The sequence below is a fragment of the Hyphomonas atlantica corrig. genome (assembly GCF_000682715.1).
Taxonomy (GTDB): domain Bacteria; phylum Pseudomonadota; class Alphaproteobacteria; order Caulobacterales; family Hyphomonadaceae; genus Hyphomonas; species Hyphomonas atlantica.
The window spans coordinates 83,365-106,719 of record NZ_AWFH01000004.1; the positions used below are offsets into that span (position 1 = coordinate 83,365).

Consider the following 23,355-nt stretch of genomic DNA (forward strand, 5'->3'; position numbering starts at 1 on the left):
GGCTTAATCCGTCGCTTTTGCCTTGCCGCCGAACAGCCGTTTCACGAACTTGCCGATCTCGGTCTCGACGCCGTTCCGGCGCATGATGAAATATTGCTGTGCAAAGGACAGCAGGTTCGACCACACCCAGTACATGACGAGACCTGCCGCAAAACCGCCGAATACGAACATGAAGACCAGCGGCATGGCTTGAATGATCCGGCGCTGGGTGGGGTCCGGTGGCGGCGGGCTCAGCGTCTGGATCGCTGCCATGGTCACACCATACAGGATCGGCAGAATACCGATGCCAATGATAATGCCGAGGATCGGGATGGATTTGATGTCCGCTGCCGACCAGAACGGGATCAGGCCAAACAAATTGCCGATAGCCGTCGGATCCGGCGCAGACAGGTCACGCAGGAATCCGAAGGATGCGTGGCGCATTTCGATGGTGACATAAAGTGTCTTGTAGAGCGCGTAGAAGATCGGGATCGTGAACAGGATCGGTAGACAGCCCCCCACCGGGTTCGCGCCCTCCTGCTTGTAAAGCTTCATGATCTCTTGCTGCTGGCGTTGCGGGTCGGCCTTGAAGCGTTCCCGGATCTCCTGCATCGGCTCCTGCAGCTTCTTCATCTTTGCCATCGATTTGTAGCTCTGATTGTAGAGCGGCACGAGCGGCAACTTCACCAAAACCGTGAAGGCCAGGATCGCCCAGCCAAACGAGCCCACGATGCCGGACAGCCATTCCAGCGCGTAGAAGAAGGGCTTGGTCAGGAAGAAGGCCCAGCCCCAGTCAATGGCATCGACCATGCGCGGAATGCCCAGATCATTCTGGTAGTGCTGCAGTACGTCAAACCGCTTGGCGCCAGCGTACAGGCTGTTGGATACGGTCTGGCTTTCACCCGCCGCCAGTGTGATCGGCGCAGACTCTGTGCGCACTTCGAGCGGCCCGCCACGTGACAGTTTCCGCTTGTCCACGAGACCGGCAAAGAACGCGTCCTGTTGCGGCACCAGGGCGCCCAGCCAGTACATGTCTGACAGGCCCCACCAGCCGCCCTGGCTGGACGGGAACGTGCCCTCGCTGGTTTCGCCCTTGATGTCCTTCAACTGGAACAATGGCTTGTACTTTTTCAGGCGCAGCTCGTTATCGACCACACCCATGAGGCCCATATGCGCGAGCCCGCCTTTGGAGGATGAGCCAGGATCTGTGGTTTCTAGGAATTGCTTGTAGTCGCCATGACGCTCAATCGAGCCGATGGCGCGCACCTGGCGCGGCTCGCCGGAATTGTTCGTCACCGTGTCGGTGAAGGTGAACAAATAGTCTTCATCAACAGAGATCTCGCGATCAATCACCAAGCCTTCAGACTCGAGGCGCAGGGTGAGCGGATTGCCGGGCGTCAGCTGCCCTTCCCCCACCTGCGTCCAATTCGAGTTGCGGCCAGCCACCAGTTTCGAGCCGTCAGCCCAGTACCAGGTTGCGAAATAGCCGAATTCGGAATTCTCCGGGCGAAACAGGCGAACTTCCTGTTCCTTCTCGACGGTCAAATAGTGCTTCTTGAGGCTGAGATCGTCGATGCGTGAGCCAGCCAGCCGAATCGACCCATCCACAGACGCGGCATCAAATGGCACGCGGACGTCATCTTCCAGAGCTTCCTGAACCGGTTTGATCTCGGCAATGGCCGGGGCGTCGGAAGACACGACCGGACCGGTTTGCTGTTCGGCTTCGCGGACGGCCTGATTGGCTTCGAACTCTTCCTGCGCAGGCTTCATGATGAAGGCCTGATACGCAAACACAAACGCAATCATTGCGACCATGGCGATCAGGAAATTGCGCTGGTCTTCTTTTTCCATCTGGCGGGATCCCGGCAAGTCTGGTCAGCACGCCGGAAGCGGCGGCATCTGGGTTAATCAGCGGCGAGGCTTATCAGCGCGCTTTCCATATCGTCAAGCAAACGCGGCCACGCAATGTCAGCGGTGTCTTTACGGGCAATGAAGACATAATCCCAGCCCGGTTTGCCATGCTGCGGCAAGAGAACACGCGCCGCTTCGCGCAGGCGCCGTTTGCAGCGGTTACGAATGACGGCATTTCCGATCTTCTTGGTCGCGGTAAAGCCTTCGCCCATATGCGCGTCACTGTCCGCGCCCTTGCGCCGTCTGGCCTGCACCAGAAGGGATTTGCGCCGCTCGGTCTTGCCGTGACGCACATAAACGAATTGAGGCCGCACGCGCATGCGTACGACCTCAAATTCAGACTCGTGTGTCTCGCGGGTCATGGCCTCTGCCGCCTGCAATCAAGCGGTCCCTGGCCGGCCGTCTTAAGCGGTCAGCGACTTGCGGCCCTTGGCGCGGCGACGTGCCAGCACCTTGCGGCCATTCTTGGTCGACATACGCTCGCGGAAGCCGTGAGTGCGTTTGCGGCGAAGATTGCTGGGCTGGAATGTGCGTTTCATGGGTCTGCTCTAAAAGCTAAGTATCTCGGAAAGAGGGGCCAATACAGGCAGCACAGCCCTGAAGTCAAGCCGCAGCCTCAGCCAGTTTCGCATTAAATCCGCTTCAACCGGTCTGGGGCACTTTACATCAGCCTTGAGTCTTGGGAACTCTCCCAAAGGTGGCGGGGTGCAGATATTTCAGAGGTATCATGCGGTTTCAACATATCGTTCTTGCCAGCCTGAGCGCGATTCTGGCCTTCTCGGCCCCGGCAACAGCCCAATCGATTGATTATGAGCGCCTTGATGCACGCCTCTCCAGGCTGGCAGCCGATCAGGATATTGTTGGCCTGTCCGTTGCCGTGATTGATCAAGGCGAGATCGCATTCTCCAAGGGGTATGGCGTCACCGAAGCGGGCGGCCCCCCCGTGACGGACGAAACCGTGTTCCGCTGGGCGTCCCTCTCCAAAGGCGTGGCCGCCACCGAAGTCGCCATCTTGGCAAGCCAGGCTCGCCTGAACATTACTGACCCCGTCTCCAAATTCGCGACCACCCTGCGCCTGCCGAATGGCGGAGAGGCGAAGGCAACGCTTGAAGACGTGCTGTCTCACCGGCTGGGCATTCTGCCAAACGCCTACGACACGCGCCTTGAGGATGGCTGGGAGGCCGCCGACATTCGCACCAGTCTCCGGTCCCTGAAATCCATCTGTCCGGTTGGAGACTGCCACACCTATCAGAATGTCGCCTATGACAGCATTGCCGAAGTCATCGAAGACGTGACCCAATCGCGCTATGCAGACGCCGTGGAGGCATCCGTCTTCAAACCAATTGGCATGGTCACAGCAAGTATTGGCCGCGCCGGACTGGAAAGCGCCCCCTCTTGGGCTAAACCGCACTCCAAACGCAGCCGCGATCTTGGCCCTCCTGACAAGAAGATCGTGAATGACGATTACTATCGCGTCCCTGCGGCGGGCGGCGTGAATGGCTCGATCCGGGACCTCGCGCTCTACGCCCGCGCGCATATGGGCCTGTTGCCGGAAGTGCTCAGCGACTCCGCCCTGGACATGCTTCAGGCGCCCCGCATCTATACCCGTCGAGAACAATCCAGCATGTCCCGGCGCTATAGCGGGACGGTACGTGACGCACGTTATGCGCTCGGCTGGCGGGTCTACAAATATGGAGAGCCCGGCTACCGCGTTGTTGGCCATCGCGGCGCGGTGGAGGGCTATCGCTCCTACATCCTGTTCGACCCAGAACGCGACACGGGCGTGGTCATCCTCTGGAACTCCAGCTCCCGCAAGCCAAACGGGATCGGATTCGAAGTCATGGACATGGCTTATAACCTGCCCTTCCGCGACTGGATGGAGCTTGACGGTGAAGTCACAGCGGGCAGTCACTGACGCCAGGCTCACGCGCCTGTCAGCGCAGCGCACGCAGACGTGACGGGATTTCCGGGAGCCCTTGGCCTATGTGGTGGTCTCCATAGTCCAGCCACATACCAGATGCGTCATGCCCAAATTTCTATCCCTGCCCCGAATTCTTGCCAGCATCGCCCTTGCGGCACTTCTCATGCAACCAGCCCTGGCCCAGTCGGACGATGACTGGACGCGATTGCTTGAGACCTATGTGATAGAGAGCGCAGATGGCTTGAATCGCGTGGACTATGAGGCCCTGGCAGGCAACGAAGCGGATCGCGCCGCGCTGGATGCCTATATCGCCGGTTTCGAAACCCGGGACCTTTCCACCACTGGTGACGCAGAATTCGCGGCCTGGGCCAACCTCTACAACGCCGTCACGGTCCGGCACATTCTTGAGCGCTATCCGCTGGACTCGATCCGGGATGGTTATGTTTTTGGCGGCCCCTGGAAAAAGGTTTCCGTTTCGGTGGGCGGCGATGACGTCTCCCTCGACGCGATTGAGCACGACATTCTGCGTCCACGCTTCAAGGACCCTCGGGTACATTATGCCATCAATTGCGCGTCCTATGGCTGCCCGAACCTGGCAATTCGTGCGTGGACCGCAGACACACTTGATGAAGATCTGGATGCGGCCACGCGGGCCTATGTCAATCATCCACGCGGCGTCAGCGTGTCTTCCCGTGGGCTGACGGTGTCTTCGATTTACAAATGGTTTCAGGCTGATTTCGGCGGGTCGAAAGGTGGCGTTATCAATCACCTGCTTGAATACGCCGAACCCGCCCTTGCAGAAAAAATTCGCACTAATCCCAAAATTCGCGGCTATGAGTATGACTGGTCGCTCAATGACACCCGGACGGACCCCGCCCAATGACTGACGCAGCTGACACAAAATCAAAGCCGATCTGGCTCCGCCTCTGGCCGCTCTACCTGATTGCCGGCGGCCTCGTCGCAGCCTGGGCATTCGGCCTTTTCGACTATCTGTCGCTTGAGACCCTGCGCCGGCAACAGGCCGCGCTTCGCGCTTTTGTCGAGGACAATCTGATCCTCGCCATCGCCGCCTATATCGGAATCTACACCGCCAGCACGGTCTTCATGCTTCCAGGCGCATTGTGGATCACGATCACAGGTGGCTTCCTGTTCGGTCTTGCGGGCGGCACTCTGGCCACGGTCATTGGCGCAACGTTTGGCGCGAGCCTGCTTTTCCTCGCCGCGAAAACGTCTCTTGGCGGGTTCATGCGCAAGATTGCGAGCGGCTATGCGGAGAAGGTCCGCACCGAGTTCCAGAACAGTCCGATGGCATACATGTTTGCCATGCGATTCATCCCCGCGATGCCGTTTCCCGTCGCCAACATCCTGCCAGCCATCCTCGGTGCAAAATATCGCGACTATGCCATTACCACCGCGCTTGGGATCGTTCCGGGCGTTGTTGCGTATACATGGGTAGGTGCAGGCCTGGGCGCGACATTTGCGAAGGGGGAAGATCCCGATCTCGCATCGGTCTTCCAGAACCTGCTGCCCGCCGCCATCGCGCTTGGGGTCGTTTCCCTGTTGCCGGTGGCATGGAAGAAATTCTTTCCAAAGAAAGCCAACCAGATTGAAGAGGCCGCCTGATGACAGATCTCGCTGACCAGAATGCCCGCGCCCCGCTTGGCGGCTCCGCCGACCTAGACAAGATCGCCACTTCCCCTGCCCCGCACGCGGCCGGCACCGCGCCAATGAGAGAGATGACCGCCGACCTTGTCGTGATCGGCGCTGGCTCTGCCGGACTATCCGCCGCCGCAGGCGCCGCTCAGCTGGGCCTGTCTGTCGTGCTCTACGAAAAAGGTGAAATGGGCGGAGATTGCCTCAACACAGGCTGCGTGCCGTCGAAAGCGCTGCTCAGCGCGGCAAAGGCCGCCGCAGAGATTCGCGATGCCGGCAAGTTCGGCATCGAGACGACGCCTCCCCGGATCCACTGGGACAAGGTCAAACAACACGTCAACGCCTCCATCGCGACGATTGCCCCGGTAGACAGCCAGGAACGATTTGAAGGCCTCGGCTGTACGGTCATCCGTGAACATGCCAAATTCGCCGGTCCGGACACGATCATTTCCCCAACCACCCGGGTCAAGGCTCGTCGTATCATCATCGCCACAGGCTCACGCGCCTTCATTCCACCTATCGAGGGGCTGGCAACCGTCCCCTATCTGACGAATGAAACGATCTTCAGCATTCCTGAAATGCCGAAGCATCTGATCATTCTGGGCGGCGGGCCCATCGGCATGGAAATGGCGCAGGCATTCACGCGCCTTGGCGCAAAAGTCACGGTCGTTGAAATGGGCAAGGCGCTGGGCCGGGCGGACCGCGATCATGCCGAAATCGCCATCGAAGCGCTACGCGACGAAGGTGTCACGATCCTGGAAGGCTACAAAGCCACCAAGATTGAACAGGACGGAGAAGCGATCCGTGTCCTGACCGAGCCGAAAGGCGGGGAAGCCTGGACGCTTGAAGGCTCCCATCTGCTTGTTGCGGTAGGTCGCCAGACCGTATTCGACGGCATGGATCTCGAAGCCGGCAATGTAGATCATGACCGCAGGGGCATCATTGTAGGCGATAATCTGCGCTCTAAATCGAACAAGCGCGTCTGGGCACTGGGCGATGCCGCAGGGCGTGAGCAATTCACACATATCGCCGGTTGGCACGCCTCCGTCTTTACGCGCCGCGCCTTCTTCAAACAGGGCACCAAGGCAGACAGCCTGCCCGTACCAGCCGTCACCTACACGTCCCCGGAAGTTGCTCAACTCGGCATGACGGAAGCCGAAGCCCGCGAGAAGCATGGCGACGACATCTCGGCGCCGAGCTTCAAATTCGAGGAAAGCGACCGCGCCATAGCGGAGGCAAACACCGAAGGCGAAGTGAAGCTGATTGTACGCAAGGGCAAACTGCTTGGTGCGTCCATTGTCGGCAAGGATGCCGGCGACCTTATCCAACTCGTCTCGGTCGCCATGTCGAACGGGCTTGGTGTAAAGGATCTGACGAATTTCATCTCGCCCTACCCGACCCGCGCCGAGGGCGTAAAGCGCGCCGCCAACGCGCACTATGCCGACGTGGTATTCGGCAAGAGCGCAAGGCTGCTCGTCAGCTTGCTCCAGCGTATTCCGTAGGCTAGGTCAGGCAGTGTGAAAGACGCTGCCGACCTGACCTTTCCGGACGCCACCAGAACCCGCGCCGGGGCGCGCTGGTTCGACAGTCTCTCATTTCGTCTGTTCGGCCTCACAATTCTCGCCATACTGGTGGTGGAAGCCTTCATCTTCGTGCCGAGCGCAACGGGCCAGCGCAATGACTGGCTGACCGAACGGATCGAAGCGGCCCGGATAGCATCCCTCGCCCTTGAAGCCTCACCGGGGCGTTCGGTCTCAGAAGAATTGTCGGCTCGGCTGCTGGATCATGCCGAAGTCTGGGGTGTGGCCGAGCTGGACATGGACGATGAGATGCGGTTCCAGCTGCTTCCCCCACAAATGCCGCTCAATGGTGAATTTCACGCACTCGACATGCGCGAGGCCGGACCAATGGACCGGGTGGCCAACATGTTCGGCGCATTTTTCGCGCCAGATGACCGCATTCTTGTCGTTACAGCCAAGGGCACAGAAGAGGATCGTATCATCGAAGTCCTGCTGCCGCAGGCGCCGATGAAAGCCGAGCTGCAATCCTACGCCAGCCGTATCGCAGGCCTGTCACTGCTCATCGCGTTTGCCGCGGCGACCATCATCTACGTCCTGCTGCACCTACTCGTCGTTCGCCCGATGCAGCGCGTCACATTGAGCGTTGAGCAATTCCGAATGGATCCCGGATCGTGGACACGGCGCCTGCCGCATACCAAACGCCGCGACGAAATCGGCCGCGCCCAGAACGCGTTGGCCGACATGGAAAGCGCGGTGGCCGACAGTTTCCGTCAGCGCTCTCATCTGGCAGAACTCGGCACGGCAGTTGCGAAGATCAACCATGATCTGCGCAACTCGCTGGCATCGGCCCAGCTCGTTTCCGATTCTCTCGCCCGGTCTGAGGATGTCCGTGTACAAAAGGCTGCCCCAAGGCTTGAGCGCGCCCTGACCCGCGCCATCACGCTCGCCACCGATACGTTGGATTATGGCAAGGCCATGCCTCAGCCCGCCGAACCTGAACAGGTTGATCTCAAGCAGGCGCTCGACGAAGCTGCCGATGAAGCGCTGGCAGCATGGCCGTCTGTTGAGTTCATCAACAATGTACACATGCTGGAACATGTCCTGGCGGACCCTGACCATTTACACCGCATCGCCGCGAATTTGATCCGCAACGCCGCCGAAGCCATGTCTGCGGCCGGGTCTGATCCATCGCGGATTTTTGTCAGTCTGGAATCAGGCACAATCGTCTTTACAGATACAGGTCCGGGCCTGCCGGAAAAAGCCGCGGCAAATTTGTTTACCCCCTTCGCCGCGACGACCCGTCAGAGCGGAACAGGCCTTGGCCTCGTCATTGCGCGCGAGCTTGCCCAGTCCATGGGCGGAGACCTGACCCTTGCCGAAACAGGGCCGGAGGGATCCGTGTTCCACCTCACACTTCCGCCACAGGACTGACACAAAGCGCGGAACCAAGCCGCGCGGAATGCATTGGTTCATCATACAAACGGATGGACCCCATGACCCCTGAAACCATTGTTTCTGCACTATTTTCCACGAGCGCTGCAGCCGCAGCCGGATTGGCTGTCATGCTCCAGCCTACGCTGCCCCGACCCGATGTTCAGCCGGTCGACCATTTTCAGGAAGCGGACTTTTCGATCTACGATCGGGACTTCACGCTTCAGGGTCGCGACTGTGAAATCGGTATAAAGCGGCGTGGCATATGCCTCAGCAGATCACCGCTGGAAGATACCATTGTTCCGGGGCGTGTGCTTCCAGTGGAAATCCCGGCGACGAGCGCAGAATTTCCCATCATACTGGAAGCCCCCCTTAAGGCATCCCACCTACAGACTGTGCGGTTTGGCCACCGTATTGCCTTGTTTAATCCGGATACGCGCGAAATCGTCGACGTGATCGACTTGACCGCCCAGAGTTTTGCAAACGCCAGAGTGTCCGATCGGCAAAAGGCGGAACTAGAAGGCACACCTGACGCACAAACCAGCTAAGTCAATCAGGTCGTATAGTCGAACAAAAGAAAAGCCAGCCTCGAGAGGCTGGCTTCTGCTTATACATGACTGGAAGATTAGTTCGCTTCATCTTCCACTTCGTCAGCGGCTTCATCAACTTCTTCGCCGAATTCTTCAACCGGACCATCATTCGTGTCACACGCGGCCAGCCCGAATGCGCCAAGACCGAACAAAATTGCAATAAGTGGCTTTTTCATTTCCGTAACTCCTTTATCAGTCAGCCCCCAGAGAGAAGGCGTCCTCCTGCAAACGTGCTTGGGTGGGACTGGTTCCGAAAGAACAGGATTGGTTTGGTTCATAAATACGTCCCTCCCCCGGATGATCCCGAAATTGTTCACACAGACGACTGGCTGATCGTCATCGACAAACCGTCAGGGCTTCTGTCTGTGCCGGGGCGTGGGCCGGAAAAAGCCGACTGCGCCATAACCCGCATCCAGAAAGCTTGGCCAGATGCGCTCACCGTCCACCGCCTGGACATGTCTACGAGCGGTCTATTGCTGTTCGCGCGGTCAAAAGATGCGCAGAGGGAATTGTCGCGCCAGTTTGAGGCTGGCCGCGTGGAGAAAACCTACATCGCAGATGTCTGGGGCCGGCCCGATTCCCAGCATGGCCTCGTTGATCTCCCCCTGATCACTGACTGGCCAAACCGACCCCGGCAGAAAGTCGACCGAGAAATCGGCAAGCCCAGCCAGACCCGGTACCTGATCTCCCAATCCAGTGCGGTCGCCAGCCGCATGAGCCTGACCCCTCTCACCGGGCGCTCCCACCAGCTTCGCGTTCACATGGCCGAACTCGGTCACCCGATCCTGGGCGATGAGCTGTACGCCCACGATGAAGCTGAAAGGATTGCCACACGGCTGCATCTGCACGCGGCGGAATTAGCCTTCACCCATCCGCAATCTGGATCCCCCATGCGGTTTCAATCTCCCTGTCCTTTCAATCTGCCTTGACGGACCGCCTGCAGGGAATTATCGTTTTTCGATAATGGGAGATTCCACGATGCACGCTGAAATTGTTCGCCTGTCGCTGCACCATGTCGATATCAAGATCGTCAAAGACGACAAGATGCATGTCCTCCAATGGCGCCGCAATCTGCTTTGGGATGAAGTTCTGCTTGATGGAAAACGCCAAGCCTCCAGCCACGGCCTGTTCGGGCGCGAAAAAGTCTACGGGCTCGTATTCGGACGGGATGTGGAAGGGCGCGGTGGGGAACAAGTCATGTTGCTGCTCGACACCTCCACCCATGCCGACTGGACCGACGGCACCCAGCGCGTAAAGGGCGTTCGCCTCGAGGGGCGTGACGGACCACTGGTTGCGTTTGGTTCGCTTGATCCAAAAAATCTGGAAAAGCCGGCAACGTTTGGCGACTGGATGAAAAAGAATATGGGCATGGAATGGGGCGACCCGCCATCGAGCCGCCCGCATTGATCCTATCAAGAGTCGCGTGATTGCGAGGCCACTGGCACCAGACGCACGGTCGCCTTCCGGTTCAACGGCTCGATCGATCCGTTCGCTGCATAAGCACGCGCCTGGCCTTTCGGCATGATAGCGATCTGCTCCGCTGAGATATCGCGCGCCTCAAACGCGGCTGTGACGGATTCGGCGCGGTCCTCTGAAACCTTCTCGTTCAGGTCCTCCGGGCCGGTTGCATCGGCATGACCGGCGACTTCGATCCGGAAATACTCACACCGGGCGGAATCCGCTGCAACTGCATCGAGAACCGCTTCAGCCTGATCCCCAAGCTGGGTGACACCGCGCTCGAAGTAGATCGTGAATTCCTCAGTCGCACAGGCGGCCGGGGCCGGATCGTAAGTGACCGGCTCCTGCGGTGGCGCTGGCAAGTCTGCATGAGCCGCCAGGGCCGTCATAGCGGCGGACATAAGGGTCAGGCTGGCGATTTTCATCTTTGTCTCCGTTGGTGACTACGCCAATAGAAACGTCACTTTCGCAGCCCGGTTCCTCACAATCTTTTCTTCGTGCGCCCTTCATGGGCCTTGGCATTGGCCGGATCGGCCGGCCAGTCATGCTTCGGATACCGCCCGCGCATGTCCTTCGCCATGTCCAGATACCCTGCCCCCCAGAACCGGCCGAGGTCTTGTGTGGTCGCCACAGGCTTCATACCCGGCGAGAGCATTTCCACGGTCACGGGCACGCGTTCGGCGGCCAGTTTCGGATGCAAACTCAGTCCAAAGAAGGCCTGCGCCCGCGCCGAGACCAGCGGCGCACGATCATCCAGATAGTCGACTTGCGCCGTCTGGCCGGAGGGCAATGACAGGCTGAGCGGCGCATCCTTGCGCAGCGCCTCCTGAACCGGCCAGTCGAGCGATGCGATCAATGCCTCGCGTACCTCATGCCCAGCCGGCACCTGCGCGCCCTTGCGTTTCAACAGCGGCAACAGCCAATCTCCGGCACTGGCGATTAAGGCTTCCGCTTCGAGCGCCACCGGTGCAATGCAATCTGCGCGCTCCAGCATTGTGATGCGCGCCAGCGTCTCGCGCACCACATCGTCCGCACCAATTGCGGCAAAGCCCCCTTCGCGGATCGCATCCAGCATGGCCCGCGCGGCCACAGTGGCGCTCGGCTTTGGAAGCGGACTTTCCGACAGGACAATCGCGCCCAGCGCCTTCACCCTCCTGGCCGTGAACTTTCCGGTTTTCGGGTCAAAGCTCGCCCGGTCTTCAGATACAACGCCACCAATTTCCAACGCGTCTGCCTCAGATATCGGGGCCGCCAATGAGATGCGCGCCTCTTTCGCGGCGCCGCCGAGATCAGCGATCACCAGCCATTCCTGATTCGCCAGCGCTTCGGTCTCCGGCAACATGGCGGCGCGGCCAGAGGCCATCAGATAACTGCCCGCGCTTCCGGGGCGTTTGCGGGCGATCTGGTCCGGCCAGGCGCGTGCCAGCAAACTCGCCAGATTCCCGTCGGACGCAGCCCCCTTCCCCCAAGCCTTCGCCTGCGCCTTCAGGCTGCGCGCCCTTGGCGAGCCATCCCTGCGAAATCCGGCCAACCGGTCGCGCAGATCGGGTGAGTTGCCGCCCATGCCCCGCTCCCCGGCGAGCGCCGCGATCTCCGCCGCCAAGGCGCGTTCCTGTGGCGTGGGCGCACCGGCCACCAGTGCCCCAAGCCGAGGCGGCAAGGGCAGCCGCGCCATTTCCGAACCCAGCGCTGTCAGCGCGCCATCCTGATCGATCGCGCCCAGCGTCGTCAGCAAGGCTTGCGCCGCCTTCAACCGCCCGGCTGGCGGCGCGTCCATCCAGGTCAGGCGCGTTGCGTCCCGCTCGCCCCATTCCGCCAGCGCCAGCACGAGGCCGGACAAATCACTCTTCAAGATCTCCGGCACAGGCGAAGGCATCAGGCCCCGTGTCGCCGCCTCGTCCCACAGGCGGTAACATACCCCCGGCGACAATCGCCCCGCCCGGCCTCTCCGTTGATCAACTGACGCGCGGGATGCCTTCACGGTCGACAGGCGCGTGCCAAGCCCCCCAGCGGCATCTTCAGCGACGCGCGACAACCCGGAATCTATCACGATCCGAACACCCTCTATGGTCAGCGCGCTTTCGGCGATATCGGTCGCGAGCACCACTTTCCGCATCCCGTCCGGTGCCGGGGAAACAGCCGCGTCCTGTTCCGCAGGGCTGAGCGCTCCGAAAAGCGGCGCAACCCGTACATTGTCCGGCACACGCTCCAACTGCTCCGCCGTACGCTGGATTTCGCGCGCGCCCGGCAAGAAAGCGAGGATAGACCCCTCTTCCTCGCGCAATGCCTTGCGAACGGCTGACGCCATCCGGTCCTCAATCCGGTCCTGCGACCGACCCAGATAGCGCGTCTCGACCGGATATTGCCGCCCCTGGCTTTCAACCACCGGAGCCCCCAAGACACTGGATACCTTTTCTGTATCGAGCGTAGCGGACATGATCAGCAGCTTGAGATCATCCCGAAGCGCGCCCTGAGCTTCCATCGCCAATGACAGTCCCAAATCCGAATTCAGCCTGCGCTCATGAAACTCGTCAAAGATGACTGCGCCGATTCCGGTCAGTTCGGGGTCTGACAGAATACGCCGTGTAAACAGGCCATCGGTGATGACCTCCACCCGCGTCGCATCTGAGACCTTGCGGTCCACACGCGTTGTCAGGCCGACCGACTGCCCGAGTTTCTCGCCAAGAGACTTCGCCATCTGTTGCGCGGCCATTCGCGCGGCGATGCGCCGTGGCTCCAGCATGAGGATCTTGCCGTCGATCACCGCCGCTTCATCCAGCAATCCCGCCAGCGCCAGAGGCACCCGCGTGGTCTTGCCCGCGCCGGGGGGCGCGGCAAGCACCAGTCGCGAATGCGCGCTGAGGCCGGAACAGATCTCGGCCAGCACATCATCGATCGGCAGGAATGGACGCGTCACACTCACCCCAGCCTGATAGGCGTTTCGACATCCGGCTGGCAAGCTGCAGGAATGCGCCGGGCCGCAATTGCTTTCACACGCGGCGCGGCCTACCGTCTGGCGCTAATCGGGGCAGGAGGCAGCGCTCATGAAATGGTGGTTTGGCATTGATCTCTGGAAACGCGTGATCGCAGGGCTCGTGCTCGGCGCCGCGGTTGGCCTCGGCCTTCGCTATGGCCTCGGCCCTGAAGCCGCCAGCGACAATGTCACCGCCTGGGCCAAGCCAATCGGTGACGCGTTCATCAATCTGATCAAGATGCTGGTCGTGCCGCTGATCTTCACGACGCTCCTGTCCGGCGTGCTTGCCATGGGGGATCCGAAGAAGCTGGGCAGCCTCGGCGGACGCGCCCTGCTCATGTATATGGGGACCACGATCGTTGCAGTGAGTTTCGGCCTCCTCATGGGGACGCTGATCCAGCCCGGCGCAGGTTTTGATCTGTCCATCGCCTCGGCCTCCGATATCGCAGAAGCCAAGGCACGCCTTGATGCCAACCCGCAGCCGGGCAGCGTCGGCGAGCAATTGATAAACACACTGCTCTCCATCATCCCGACCAATCCGGTCGCTGCGCTGACGAATGGCGACGTGCTGCAAATCATCTTCTTCGCAATCATGCTGGGGATTGGCATCCTGATGACGGGCGAGGCCGGCAAGCCACTCGCCAATGTCATCAATAGCGCCGCTGAAGCCGTCATGAAGCTAACGCTGATCGTCATGGAAACCGCGCCATTTGGGGTTTTCGCCCTGATGGCTTGGGTACTCGGCGAGCGCGGCCTGGATATTCTCGTCTTCCTCGGCAAGCTGACCCTGACGCATTATCTCGCCTGCATCCTGCACATTCTGATCACATATGGCCTGATCGTGCGCGGCGGCTTGCGCCTGCCACTTATCCCCTTCTTCCGCGGCGCCGTGGACGCGCAGGCCGTGGCCTTCTCGACGTCATCGTCAAACGCCACACTGCCCATGACGATCTCCTGCGCGCGGGAAAACCTCGGCATTGGCAAGCCGGTTGCCTCCTCGGTCCTGCCGCTGGGCGCGACCATTAATATGGACGGCACAGCGCTCTATCAGGGTGTCATCGCCCTGTTCGCCGCGCAGGCCATGGGCACGCCCATGACGGCCGGCATGTATCTGACCATCATTCTGATGGCGACGCTGGTTTCCATCGGCACGGCAGGCATTCCATCTGTCAGCCTGTTCCTCGCCGCAACGACACTCAGCGTCATCGGCGCAACGCCGGAACAGATTGTCGTTGTCATTGCTGTTCTCTTCCCGTTTGACCGCATCCTGGACATGATGCGCACGGTGACCAATGTGACCGGAGACCTGACAGTCGCCACGGCGGTGGCGAAATGGGAAGGCGAGCTGGATGAAGAGATCTTCCGCGCCCGCGACCCGGTCTGATCTGTTTATTCACGTCAAACTGATATTTCTCGCGGCTTGGTCATTTTCAGTTCAACAAACGATTGTTACCCCTAACCCATGTTAAGCCAAATGGAGGTGGGAATGGCTGGTATCAATCTTTTCGACATGCTGACGCAAACCAATAATGGCGCTGCGGTGCAGCAAGTGGGTCAGCAAACAGGGCTGCAGCCGGACATGGCGCAAGCAGCGATCAAGGCACTGTTGCCAGCGATTGCCGGCGGTCTTCAGCGCAATGTGCAACAGCCCGGCGGCCTGCAATCCTTGCTCGGCGCGCTGCAAAATGGCCAGCACGAGCAGTATCTCGACCGGCCCGAAACGCTCGGCACGGCAGACTCCATCGCGGACGGAAATGCCATTCTCGGCCATTTGCTCGGTTCCAAGGATACAAGCCGCGCCGTCGCGGCCCAGGCCGCCCAGAAAACCGGGCTCAGCGAGCAGGTCCTGAAATCCATCCTGCCAATGGTGGCGTCGATGGCGATGGCCTCCCTGTCGAAACAGACCAAACAGTCAGACCTCGGCGGCGCCTTGGCGGGCATGCTCAGCGGCCAGCAGCCACAGCCCGGCCAGTCCGGTCTGGGTGGCATGCTGGGCGGACTTCTGGGTGGCGGCTCGAAAGCCCCATCGCAGTCCGGCGCGGTGGGCATGCTTGGCGGGCTGCTTGATGCCGATGGCGACGGCAACGCAATGGACGACATTTTCCAGATGGTGATGAACCGCCAATAGACTTGGAACCGGGCATGGCATGGGGCATTGAACCCCCATGCATGTATCCCGAACACAATGGCTGTGCGCCGGTCTCAGCCTGATCCTGTTTGCCGGTCTCGCCTTGGGCGAGGCCGGTCTCTGGCCTCTCGACGCATTTGATCGCGCCATAACAGATGCCATTCCCGCCCTGCGCAGCGAGGTTCTGAACCTCTTGATGCTGGCGGTTACGGCGCTCGGCGACAGCCGCTTCCTCATCTTTGTCAGCGTCGTCACGATTGGCGCGCTCCTCATCGCGAAGGCCTGGCGCGAGGCGATCCTGTTCGGCGTCACATTCTCGCTGATGCCCCTCATCGTGAAAGTGCTGAAAGTCACGATCGCCCGTCCCCGCCCGACCGTGGACCTCTATGGCGGCGTTGAATCCTTCAGCTTTCCCAGCGGGCACGCGACGAACTCCGCCCTCATCTATGGCGCGCTGGCCCTGCTCTCCCTCGCTGTCTTCCGCAAGCTGCCCGGTCGGCTGATCGCTGCGGCGTTTGCACTCCTCGCCATCATGATCGCCCTGTCCCGCGTCTATCTCGGCGCACATTGGCCAAGCGACACGCTGGCCGGCCTTGGCCTTGCGGGGCTGATGCTGACGATCATTTCTATCCGGCATGAGGAGGCCCGCCTGCCCGATGCGGCAAAGTTCGTGCCGTTTGTCCTCATCCTGATCACCGCGGCCTTCCCGCTCTACCTGTTGGTTGCCCTTCCCGAAGCACGCGATCTCTACACAGCCCTTCACAGTGAATAGGCTCGCCCCGGACCGGCATTCAGGCTAAGCGAGCCGGAATGCTGACCCGCGGAAAAGTCTTCTCCCTCGCCGTGCCGATCATCCTGGCGCAGGCCGCGACCGCCACGACGGGCGTGGTCGACACCGCCATCATGGGCCGGTTCGGAGACAAGGCAGACCTCGCAGCCGTCGCAATCGCGGCGGTGGCCTATAGTTTCATCTATTGGGGCTTCGGCTTCTTGCGGATGTCCACGACCGGCCTCACGGCGCAAGCCAATGGTCAGGGCGATACGGCAGAATCGCGCGCGATCCTGCTGCGCGCCCTGATGCTGGGCGGCGCCATCGGCCTGGCTTTGGTGTTGCTTTCCCCCCTGCTGAAAATCGGCACTTTCGCCGCCTTTGAAGGCACGGAAACGGTCGAATCGCTCGCCAAAGGCTACTTTGATGCGCGCATCTGGGGGGCGCCCGCCTACCTCATGGGCCTTGCCGTTACTGGCTGGATGCTCGGCACGGGCAAGACCGGACAGATGCTCGCCTTCCAGATTGTCCTTAATGGCGTGAATGCCGGGCTGGATGCATGGTTCGTGGCCGGATTGGACAGGGGCCCGGCAGGCATCGGCGCAGGCACCGCTATCGCCGAATGGATATCGCTCGGCTTCGGTCTCATTCTGGTCGCGCCCGCCTTTCGCGGCCATGCTCGCCTGATCGACCGGGCGAAACTCACCGAACTGTTCGCGGCCAATCGCGACATCATGATCCGCACACTGGCCCTCGTCTTCTGTTTTGCCTGGTTCGTCCGGTCCGGCACGCTGATTTCCACCGCAATTACTGCTGGCAATGAAGTCCTGCTGCAATTCATCACCGTTGCGGCCTTCGTGCTCGACGGGTTTGCCTTTGTCGCGGAAAAGGAAGCCGGCGAAGCCTATGGCGCACGGGATGGCAAACGGCTCACTCGCGCCATGCGGCTGACAACAGAATTCGCCCTCATCGCTGGCGCGGCGATCTCTCTGCTCTACTTCTTCGGCGGCGGCTGGGTATTGCAAACCTTCATCCGCGATCCGGAAGCGCAGGCCGCCGCACTGGCCTACCTTCCCTGGTGCGCGGCCGTACCATTTCTCGGCATTGCCGCCTGGCAGCTCGACGGATTATTCCTTGGCACGACGCAAGGCCGCGCCCTGCGCAATGCGGGCGTCATCTCTGCGGCGTTCTATCTGTTTGCAGACCTGTTGCTGCGCCCGGCCTATGGCAATACCGGCGTCTGGGGCGCGTTCCTGCTGATGTATGTGTTCCGCGCTGCGGCACTGGGCATCTATGTGCCCGGCCTGTTCAAAGGTCTTTCCCGACCGCCTCAGCCAGAGACTTGAACCCGTCAGCCTGCAACAGACGGACAAGATCCTTGTTGATCTGCTCGGCAAGCCCCGGCCCTTCATAGACCATCGCGGAATAGAACTGTACCGCGTGCGCGCCTGCCCGGATCTTGCGATAAGCATCCGCCCCACTCGCAATGCCCCCTGCCCCGATCAGATCGAATGCGCCAGTCAATTCGCGCGCAAATGCCGCCAATACATCTGTAGACGGATCCATCAAGGGCGCGCCCGACAGGCCGCCAGCCTGGTCCTTGTCAGCGCATTGCAAGCTTTCAGGCCGCGCTAGCGTCGTGTTGGAAACAATCAGGCCTGACAACCATGCGCCAGGGCCACGCACCACACCGCAAATATCCGCAATCGCCTCAGCATCCAGATCCGGCGCAACCTTCAGAAACACCGGCTTGCCATTGCGCTCCGCCGCGCCGCACGCTGTCAGCAGTGCCTCAAGCGACGCCTTGTCCTGAAGCCCGCGCAGGCCGGGCGTGTTCGGCGACGAAATATTAATCGTGATATAATCCGCATGGGGCGCAACTGCCTCGACACCCCTCACATAATCCGCAACACGATCTTCGCTATCCTTGTTTGCCCCAACATTCGCGCCAAGCGGCACAGACCCGGTATAGGCCTGCAAGTTCGACACGAAATTGTCGAGCCCTTCATTGTTGAAGCCCATCCGGTTGATCACGGCCCTGTCTTCCGTCAGGCGGAACAGCCGCGGTTTCGGATTGCCCGGCTGAGGACGCGGCGTCACTGTTCCGCACTCCACAAAACCGAAGCCATATTTCGACATCGCCGTTGGCACATCGCAATTCTTGTCAAACCCGGCGGCCAGTCCAACCGGGCTGTTCAGCGACAGGCCGGATTTCGGCAGCGTAACGGCCAGCGTCGCATGCGCCTCCGGCGGGTTGATCGGTACGCCCAGCCGCGCCTTCAGCAGGCGGATCGTGGCGGTATGCGCGGCTTCAGGTGGCAACAACTTGATGGCGGCAACGCCAAGATCAGTCAGGCTCATGATTCAATTCCTCTGGCATCACCGGCGCTCCATCCGCCCCACAGGCCAGGCGCCAGACCGCATCGGCCTTCGCGATTTGAAGGCGTGTATACAGGTGCGGGAACAATTGTCCGCCCCGGCTCGTTTCCCATTTGAGCGGTGGTAGCCGGTCAACTGGAAAGCGGACAAGCCGCACATTCTGAAGACCGGAAAAATATTTTGCCGCCGTCTCGCCTACCTGTTTCACCGTGGAAAGATGGACATAGCCATCCTCCCGGTCGAGCGGCACATCGGTCACACCGCTGGCCTCAGCGGCACGCCACTGGTCGTCGGTCAGAAGCTTGTAGACATATGCGTCATCCATACGCGCCATTCAGCAGGCTTTGACGCCGGGCGCAATATCGGGTCACTGTTGGAAAGGAATTGGGGACACACATCATGCCAACCCACATTACTCAGGAAGAAGCCGAAACCCTCCACCTGCCTGATGGCCAGACCGTGGCAGAGGCGATTGCCGGGTTTGACCGCTTTTCAGACCTGATGGACACGCGCTTCAGGATTGCCGGCGTTCCGTTCGGGCTCGACTCCGTGCTCGGCCTCGTGCCTGTGGCGGGCGATGCGGTCACCGGTGTCGCGGGCCTTTATGCCCTCGGCACAGCGGCGCGCCACAAACTGCCCATCACGGCGCATATTCACATCGTCTGGAATCTGGTCTTCGACACGCTGCTTGGGTCGGTCCCTCTGGCGGGGGATGTCTTCGACTTCTTCTTCCGGTCCCACCGCAAGAATTTCCGCGTAGTCGAGAAACACCTCGTCAAACGCGCGCGGCGCCATCAGAAGAAAATGGCCAGGGCAAACGCCTAGATGCTGGAATCGGCCTTGTCGCTGGCGCGCGAGATCAACCATTCGCCCTTGCCGGATTCGCAGGCGGCAAACCGGCCACGCTCCTTGCCCGGAATGACATAGGAAATATCCCGGCAGGTCAGCATCACGCTGCGCTCGACTTGAGCCGATACCGTGCGCTGCACCGCGCTATACTCGCTCACCGAATAGTTCACGGTCTTCAAGACAGGGCGGCTCGCTTCGCGCATCGTCGTCTGCTCGACCATGATCTGAACCACGCCGCCATTCGGCAAGGCCAGCTCGCGGGTCTCGCCATCCTGCGCCGTATTCACGATCGACAGGAAATCTGCCTGCAAGGTTGCCAGAAGATCATCGGCAAGGGGCGCGTCACTGGTGCGCTGGATGCGCTCCGCCATGAAGGCCTCGACATTTTGCGACGCCTGCTGGACCGGAACCGGCTTCTTGAAGGTGCGCACATGGGCCGCGTTCGGCTTCAGCGCCGCTGGCGCAGTGCGCTGAACCGGCGTCTGCGCCACGAGAACGAGTGGCTTTGAGGGCTTCAGGGACGCGGTCGTTGGCATCGGGCCTGTATAGGCGGCCCAGTTCGACACGGGCGCAGCGGCCTTGGCTGGCGCTTTCCGGACGAGCGGCTTCACGGTTGGCAAGGGCGGCGTCAATGGCTCGGCAGACAGGCTCACCGCGCTCGCCATCGAAACATACTGCACTTCGCCGCGCAGAGCCTGTACTTCAGCCGCCGCGATCCGGCGCGCTTCAGCCATACGGTCGGCCTCCAGATTGGCAAGGCGCATGGCTTCCCGCTCAGCCTGGGCCAGTCGGCGGGCTTCCAGCTCGGCGAGACGGGTTGCCTCGGCGCGGGCTGCGGCCTCGCGTTCCGCTTCCAGCTCGGCCTGACGGATCGCTTCCATCCGCGCGACACGGGCAGCCTCTTCCTCAGCCAGACGCCGCTTTTGGACCTCTGCATCGGCCAGGCGTGTCGCTTCCGCCAAGCGGGCGAGGCGTTGCTCTTCCGCCAGTTGCTGAGCCTCGACCTCGGCAATCGCGGCAGCGGCGCGGCGCTCTGCCTCCGCAGAAGCGGCGGCGTCTGCAGCGCGCTGGGCCTCGACATGCTTTTCGTTGCGCGCGGCAATGTCGAACGCGATCGCCTTGTAATCAAACCACGGCTTGGTCGCCATGCCTGCCGGTTCGGACGCCGTTGCCATCGCCAGCGCAGATGCCTGGCTGGAGGTAATCCGCTGACTGGTCACCGCCTCAAGCGCCGCGCGCATTTCTGCTGCGTCGCCCTCTTCGTCGCCATCGCTGCCGCTCGTATCGGTCAGCGCATTGTCCGCCGCCATGAAGGACAGGCTGGCAAAGCCGAGCACGGCAAGGCTCGCAAAGGCGAGCTGTGAAAGCTTGGATAAACGCGCGCTCATGCCAGAGGCATCATCACCGTCACCGCCGCCCAGCGTCAGCCCATTGGACAGGGTGATCGCCGGCAGGGCCCCGCTCATGGAAGACATGGCCCGCGCCATCAGCGGCGTGCGCTCTGCCAGCGGCTCCACCCCTGCCCCGATCGGGCGTTTTGGCCGCGGAGCCCGCACAGGCTGTGCCCGGCGACGCGCCACATCCCGCGCAACATTCGGATGATGCACACCAGAGGCAATGGCCAGCGTTGACTGGGGCCGCACCGCCCGGCGCGCTTCCAGCCGGTCGCGGAACGATACTTCATTCACGGCCGGGCGCGAGGCGTCGGCGCGGTCATGAACCGTGTCCAGAACGGCACGGCGGAGGCTTTCGGGAAGGATTGCAACAGGCTCGCGCCTATCTGTCAGGTGCATATCAAGCATGACCCTATCTAACCCCCAGCTGCCTACCTTATCCTTAACGCGGCCAGTATATCGCGTTAACCACGTGCAAACTATCCCTTCCGCGAAGACTCTTGTTGGATTCTGGTCCACTGCCCCGCTTGTCAGCGCGGGCATTCACTCCTATTGCATCCCCGCAACCACCGCGCCCCCATAGAAGGTACAAAGACATGTCCGTTTCCGCTCCGAAAAAAGTCGTACTCGCCTATTCCGGCGGACTGGACACGTCGATCATCCTGAAATGGCTACAGACGGAATTCGGCGCCGAAGTCGTCACCTTCACCGCAGATCTCGGACAGGGCGAAGAGCTTGAGCCCGCCCGCGCCAAGGCGCTCGCCGCCGGGGTGAAGCCGGAAAACATTTTCATCGAAGACGTGCGCGAGGAATTCGTCCGCGACTTCGTCTTCCCCATGTTCCGTGCCAACGCCGTCTATGAAGGCGTCTACCTGCTCGGCACCTCAATTGCCCGCCCGCTGATCTCCAAGCGCCAGATCGAGATTGCCGACATGGTCGGCGCTGACGCCGTCTGTCATGGCGCAACCGGCAAGGGCAATGACCAGGTCCGCTTCGAGCTTGGCTATTACGGCCTGAACCCCGACATCAAAGTCATCGCCCCGTGGCGCGACTGGAGTTTCAAATCCCGCACAGATCTGCTCGCTTTCGCTGAGCAGCACGGCATCGAGATCACCAAGGACAAGCGCGGCGAGGCCCCCTTCTCCGTCGACGCGAACCTGCTGCACTCCTCCTCCGAAGGCAAAGTGCTGGAAGACCCGGCAGAGCCCGCGCCGGAATTCGTCCATATGCGGACGATCAGCCCGGAAGACGCCCCGGACGAGCCCGAGACCATCACCATCGGCTTCGAGCGCGGCGACGCCATCGCGATCAATGGCGAGGAAATGTCCCCCGCCACGCTGCTCACCGCGCTGAACGCCTATGGCAAGAAGCACGGTATTGGCCGGCTCGACCTCCTCGAAAACCGCTTTGTCGGCATGAAGTCCCGCGGCATCTATGAAACGCCCGGCGGCACCATCCTTCTGACGGCGCATCGCGGCATCGAACAGGCCACGCTCGACAAGGGCGCCGCCCATTTGAAAGACGAGCTGATGCCGCGCTATGCAGAGCTGATCTATAATGGCTTCTGGTGGAGCCCGGAGCGTGAAATGCTGCAGGCCGCCATCGACCATTCCCAGCGCTGGGTGACCGGCGAAGTCACGCTGAAACTCTATAAGGGCCAAGCCTACCTCACCGGCCGCTCCAGCCCCTATTCTCTGTACCGGGAAGACATCGTCACCTTCGAAGACGACCACGGCGCCTATGACCAGAAAGACGCCGAAGGCTTCATCAAGCTGAACGCCCTGCGCCTGCGCCTGCTGGCCGGTCGCGATCGGAAGTTCGGGAAGAACTGATATGCCTTGGGTTTCACGGCCACCTTCGCCTGAAACTCAAGTTGAAATTGATAATTTCAATACGTTCCGAGGGGGATTCCTCAGCTCTTTTGCGCAGATCGAATTTACAATTGGACGACTCCTAGCTCGTTTGAACGACACGCCACCATTCAAAGGTGCGTTAGAATCTGTAAAATTCCGCTTCGAAAGCCGCGTCGACGCGTTCGAAAATTTCTTTTCAACGAGAGCCGAACTTGTCGATTTAAAAGAAGAAGCGGAATACTTGTGCTCCAAGATACGCACCACCTACGATCTACGCAACTTCTTGGCTCATGGCATCGTCCGTTTTGATGTAGATACTGGAATATTCACTATTCGACGCATTTTGCCCGCTGCCAGTGATCCTTGGCGGGAGATTCAAATAGAAATTCTCAGTGAAGCTGTTAACTCGCACTTGTCGGAGATGAGCTTGTTTTGCCAGCGGTTTATGTACTTTGCGCGTGAAATAAATGATGAATACCAACTACAATTCTAGAGGCGCGTAGCGGGTTAAGCCTAGCGCTCATGCTGAGCGAAGTCGAAGCACGG

24 protein-coding genes are annotated in these 23,355 nt (G+C 60.8%); 15 read left to right on the forward strand and 9 right to left on the reverse strand.

What is annotated here, in order from left to right:
- Positions 1–3: 3 nt before the first annotated feature.
- Genes yidC through rpmH form a run of 3 tightly spaced genes read right to left on the reverse strand, consistent with a single transcriptional unit; the run spans position 4 to position 2,429 of the window.
- Positions 4–1,830 (reverse strand): membrane protein insertase YidC, encoded by a 1,827-nt coding sequence (gene yidC, locus HY36_RS04820; RefSeq protein ID WP_035549289.1) that lies wholly within the window; start codon positions 1,828–1,830, stop codon positions 4–6.
- Between the two features lie 53 nt (positions 1,831–1,883).
- Positions 1,884–2,252 carry a ribonuclease P protein component gene (gene rnpA, locus HY36_RS04825; protein WP_035549291.1) on the reverse strand — a complete coding sequence of 123 codons (369 nt, stop codon included), beginning with the start codon at positions 2,250–2,252 and terminating at the stop codon, positions 1,884–1,886.
- A gap of 42 nt (positions 2,253–2,294) precedes the next feature.
- Positions 2,295–2,429 carry a 50S ribosomal protein L34 gene (rpmH, locus tag HY36_RS04830; protein ID WP_035549294.1) on the reverse strand — a complete coding sequence of 45 codons (135 nt, stop codon included), beginning with the start codon at positions 2,427–2,429 and terminating at the stop codon, positions 2,295–2,297.
- A 188-nt stretch (positions 2,430–2,617) separates the two neighbouring features.
- Here rpmH and HY36_RS04835 point away from each other — a divergent pair, with 188 nt between their 5' ends.
- The 6 genes from HY36_RS04835 to HY36_RS04860 all read left to right on the forward strand — a co-directional run bounded on the left by HY36_RS04835 (position 2,618) and on the right by HY36_RS04860 (position 8,963).
- Positions 2,618–3,805: a serine hydrolase domain-containing protein gene (locus tag HY36_RS04835; protein WP_035549297.1), complete on the forward strand. Its 1,188-nt coding sequence runs from the start codon at positions 2,618–2,620 to the stop codon at positions 3,803–3,805.
- A gap of 109 nt (positions 3,806–3,914) precedes the next feature.
- Entirely contained in the window at positions 3,915–4,694 is a 780-nt protein-coding gene (locus HY36_RS04840) for a DUF547 domain-containing protein (protein ID WP_035549299.1), read from the forward strand.
- A complete protein-coding gene (locus HY36_RS04845; RefSeq protein ID WP_035549301.1) occupies positions 4,691–5,434 on the forward strand; it encodes a TVP38/TMEM64 family protein in 744 nt (247 codons plus the stop codon). The genes HY36_RS04840 and HY36_RS04845 overlap by 4 nt, the downstream gene beginning before the upstream one ends.
- Positions 5,434–6,966: a dihydrolipoyl dehydrogenase family protein gene (locus HY36_RS04850; protein WP_081806039.1), complete on the forward strand. Its 1,533-nt coding sequence runs from the start codon at positions 5,434–5,436 to the stop codon at positions 6,964–6,966. The genes HY36_RS04845 and HY36_RS04850 overlap by 1 nt, the downstream gene beginning before the upstream one ends.
- Positions 6,967–6,981: 15 nt before the next feature.
- Positions 6,982–8,415 (forward strand): sensor histidine kinase, encoded by a 1,434-nt coding sequence (locus HY36_RS04855; RefSeq protein WP_241764147.1) that lies wholly within the window; start codon positions 6,982–6,984, stop codon positions 8,413–8,415.
- Positions 8,416–8,477: 62 nt separating this feature from the next.
- Entirely contained in the window at positions 8,478–8,963 is a 486-nt protein-coding gene (locus HY36_RS04860) for a hypothetical protein (RefSeq protein ID WP_155841710.1), read from the forward strand.
- A gap of 77 nt (positions 8,964–9,040) precedes the next feature.
- Here the strand turns inward: HY36_RS04860 and HY36_RS18600 are convergent, their stop codons facing one another.
- A complete protein-coding gene (locus HY36_RS18600) occupies positions 9,041–9,181 on the reverse strand; it encodes a hypothetical protein (RefSeq protein WP_164473910.1) in 141 nt (46 codons plus the stop codon).
- A gap of 93 nt (positions 9,182–9,274) precedes the next feature.
- Between HY36_RS18600 and HY36_RS04865 the strand changes: the two genes are divergently transcribed.
- Both HY36_RS04865 and HY36_RS04870 read left to right on the forward strand, forming a co-directional pair.
- Positions 9,275–9,934 (forward strand): pseudouridine synthase, encoded by a 660-nt coding sequence (locus HY36_RS04865; RefSeq protein WP_035549306.1) that lies wholly within the window; start codon positions 9,275–9,277, stop codon positions 9,932–9,934.
- Between the two features lie 49 nt (positions 9,935–9,983).
- Positions 9,984–10,412, forward strand: a complete 429-nt coding sequence (locus HY36_RS04870) for a hypothetical protein (protein ID WP_035549387.1) — start codon at positions 9,984–9,986, stop codon at positions 10,410–10,412.
- 5 nt (positions 10,413–10,417) lie between these two features.
- Here the strand turns inward: HY36_RS04870 and HY36_RS04875 are convergent, their stop codons facing one another.
- Complete coding sequence (locus tag HY36_RS04875) at positions 10,418–10,888, reverse strand: OmpA family protein (RefSeq protein WP_035549309.1); 471 nt, start codon at positions 10,886–10,888, stop codon at positions 10,418–10,420.
- Positions 10,889–10,944: 56 nt separating this feature from the next.
- Positions 10,945–13,386 carry an ATP-dependent helicase HrpB gene (gene hrpB / locus HY36_RS04880; protein ID WP_035549312.1) on the reverse strand — a complete coding sequence of 814 codons (2,442 nt, stop codon included), beginning with the start codon at positions 13,384–13,386 and terminating at the stop codon, positions 10,945–10,947.
- 121 nt (positions 13,387–13,507) lie between these two features.
- Between hrpB and HY36_RS04885 the strand changes: the two genes are divergently transcribed.
- The 4 genes from HY36_RS04885 (at position 13,508) to HY36_RS04900 (ending at position 17,680) form a co-directional block, all read left to right on the forward strand.
- Complete coding sequence (locus HY36_RS04885) at positions 13,508–14,821, forward strand: dicarboxylate/amino acid:cation symporter (RefSeq protein WP_035549315.1); 1,314 nt, start codon at positions 13,508–13,510, stop codon at positions 14,819–14,821.
- Between the two features lie 102 nt (positions 14,822–14,923).
- The gene (locus HY36_RS04890; protein WP_035549318.1) at positions 14,924–15,565 is read left to right on the forward strand and encodes a DUF937 domain-containing protein; all 642 of its coding nucleotides are present in this window, start codon (positions 14,924–14,926) and stop codon (positions 15,563–15,565) included.
- A gap of 37 nt (positions 15,566–15,602) precedes the next feature.
- Positions 15,603–16,337 carry a phosphatase PAP2 family protein gene (locus HY36_RS04895; protein ID WP_051602512.1) on the forward strand — a complete coding sequence of 245 codons (735 nt, stop codon included), beginning with the start codon at positions 15,603–15,605 and terminating at the stop codon, positions 16,335–16,337.
- Between the two features lie 38 nt (positions 16,338–16,375).
- Positions 16,376–17,680 carry an MATE family efflux transporter gene (locus HY36_RS04900; RefSeq protein ID WP_035549320.1) on the forward strand — a complete coding sequence of 435 codons (1,305 nt, stop codon included), beginning with the start codon at positions 16,376–16,378 and terminating at the stop codon, positions 17,678–17,680.
- Here HY36_RS04900 and HY36_RS04905 read toward each other — a convergent pair.
- Positions 17,643–18,695 (reverse strand): quinone-dependent dihydroorotate dehydrogenase, encoded by a 1,053-nt coding sequence (locus tag HY36_RS04905; RefSeq protein ID WP_035549323.1) that lies wholly within the window; start codon positions 18,693–18,695, stop codon positions 17,643–17,645. The two genes, HY36_RS04900 and HY36_RS04905, sit on opposite strands and share 38 nt — an antisense overlap.
- Positions 18,682–19,038: a DUF952 domain-containing protein gene (locus tag HY36_RS04910; protein ID WP_035549392.1), complete on the reverse strand. Its 357-nt coding sequence runs from the start codon at positions 19,036–19,038 to the stop codon at positions 18,682–18,684. The genes HY36_RS04905 and HY36_RS04910 overlap by 14 nt, the downstream gene beginning before the upstream one ends.
- A 74-nt stretch (positions 19,039–19,112) precedes the next feature.
- Here HY36_RS04910 and HY36_RS04915 point away from each other — a divergent pair, with 74 nt between their 5' ends.
- Entirely contained in the window at positions 19,113–19,538 is a 426-nt protein-coding gene (locus HY36_RS04915; RefSeq protein WP_081806041.1) for a DUF4112 domain-containing protein, read from the forward strand.
- Here the strand turns inward: HY36_RS04915 and HY36_RS17660 are convergent.
- A complete protein-coding gene (locus tag HY36_RS17660; RefSeq protein WP_162175948.1) occupies positions 19,535–21,355 on the reverse strand; it encodes a hypothetical protein in 1,821 nt (606 codons plus the stop codon). The genes HY36_RS04915 and HY36_RS17660 overlap by 4 nt on opposite strands.
- A 197-nt stretch (positions 21,356–21,552) precedes the next feature.
- On the opposite strand from HY36_RS17660, the gene HY36_RS04925 reads away from it, so the two are divergent.
- Both HY36_RS04925 and HY36_RS04930 read left to right on the forward strand, forming a co-directional pair.
- On the forward strand, positions 21,553–22,788 hold the full coding sequence (locus HY36_RS04925) for an argininosuccinate synthase (RefSeq protein WP_035549325.1): 1,236 nt from the start codon (positions 21,553–21,555) through the stop codon (positions 22,786–22,788).
- 1 nt (position 22,789) lies between these two features.
- The gene (locus tag HY36_RS04930; RefSeq protein ID WP_035549328.1) at positions 22,790–23,302 is read left to right on the forward strand and encodes a hypothetical protein; all 513 of its coding nucleotides are present in this window, start codon (positions 22,790–22,792) and stop codon (positions 23,300–23,302) included.
- Positions 23,303–23,355 lie beyond the last annotated feature (53 nt).

Coding starts and splice junctions, on each gene's coding strand:
- yidC (WP_035549289.1), bottom strand. CDS start 1,830: ATGGAAAAAGAAGACCAGCGCAATTTCCTGATCGCCATGGTCGCAATG.
- rnpA (WP_035549291.1), bottom strand. CDS start 2,252: ATGACCCGCGAGACACACGAGTCTGAATTTGAGGTCGTACGCATGCGC.
- rpmH (WP_035549294.1), bottom strand. CDS start 2,429: ATGAAACGCACATTCCAGCCCAGCAATCTTCGCCGCAAACGCACTCAC.
- HY36_RS04835 (WP_035549297.1), top strand. CDS start 2,618: ATGCGGTTTCAACATATCGTTCTTGCCAGCCTGAGCGCGATTCTGGCC.
- HY36_RS04840 (WP_035549299.1), top strand. CDS start 3,915: ATGCCCAAATTTCTATCCCTGCCCCGAATTCTTGCCAGCATCGCCCTT.
- HY36_RS04845 (WP_035549301.1), top strand. CDS start 4,691: ATGACTGACGCAGCTGACACAAAATCAAAGCCGATCTGGCTCCGCCTC.
- HY36_RS04850 (WP_081806039.1), top strand. CDS start 5,434: ATGACAGATCTCGCTGACCAGAATGCCCGCGCCCCGCTTGGCGGCTCC.
- HY36_RS04860 (WP_155841710.1), top strand. CDS start 8,478: ATGACCCCTGAAACCATTGTTTCTGCACTATTTTCCACGAGCGCTGCA.
- HY36_RS18600 (WP_164473910.1), bottom strand. CDS start 9,181: ATGAAAAAGCCACTTATTGCAATTTTGTTCGGTCTTGGCGCATTCGGG.
- HY36_RS04870 (WP_035549387.1), top strand. CDS start 9,984: ATGCACGCTGAAATTGTTCGCCTGTCGCTGCACCATGTCGATATCAAG.
- HY36_RS04875 (WP_035549309.1), bottom strand. CDS start 10,888: ATGAAAATCGCCAGCCTGACCCTTATGTCCGCCGCTATGACGGCCCTG.
- HY36_RS04885 (WP_035549315.1), top strand. CDS start 13,508: ATGAAATGGTGGTTTGGCATTGATCTCTGGAAACGCGTGATCGCAGGG.
- HY36_RS04890 (WP_035549318.1), top strand. CDS start 14,924: ATGGCTGGTATCAATCTTTTCGACATGCTGACGCAAACCAATAATGGC.
- HY36_RS04895 (WP_051602512.1), top strand. CDS start 15,603: ATGCATGTATCCCGAACACAATGGCTGTGCGCCGGTCTCAGCCTGATC.
- HY36_RS04900 (WP_035549320.1), top strand. CDS start 16,376: ATGCTGACCCGCGGAAAAGTCTTCTCCCTCGCCGTGCCGATCATCCTG.
- HY36_RS04905 (WP_035549323.1), bottom strand. CDS start 18,695: ATGAGCCTGACTGATCTTGGCGTTGCCGCCATCAAGTTGTTGCCACCT.
- HY36_RS04910 (WP_035549392.1), bottom strand. CDS start 19,038: ATGGATGACGCATATGTCTACAAGCTTCTGACCGACGACCAGTGGCGT.
- HY36_RS04915 (WP_081806041.1), top strand. CDS start 19,113: ATGCCAACCCACATTACTCAGGAAGAAGCCGAAACCCTCCACCTGCCT.
- HY36_RS17660 (WP_162175948.1), bottom strand. CDS start 21,355: ATGCACCTGACAGATAGGCGCGAGCCTGTTGCAATCCTTCCCGAAAGC.
- HY36_RS04925 (WP_035549325.1), top strand. CDS start 21,553: ATGTCCGTTTCCGCTCCGAAAAAAGTCGTACTCGCCTATTCCGGCGGA.
- HY36_RS04930 (WP_035549328.1), top strand. CDS start 22,790: ATGCCTTGGGTTTCACGGCCACCTTCGCCTGAAACTCAAGTTGAAATT.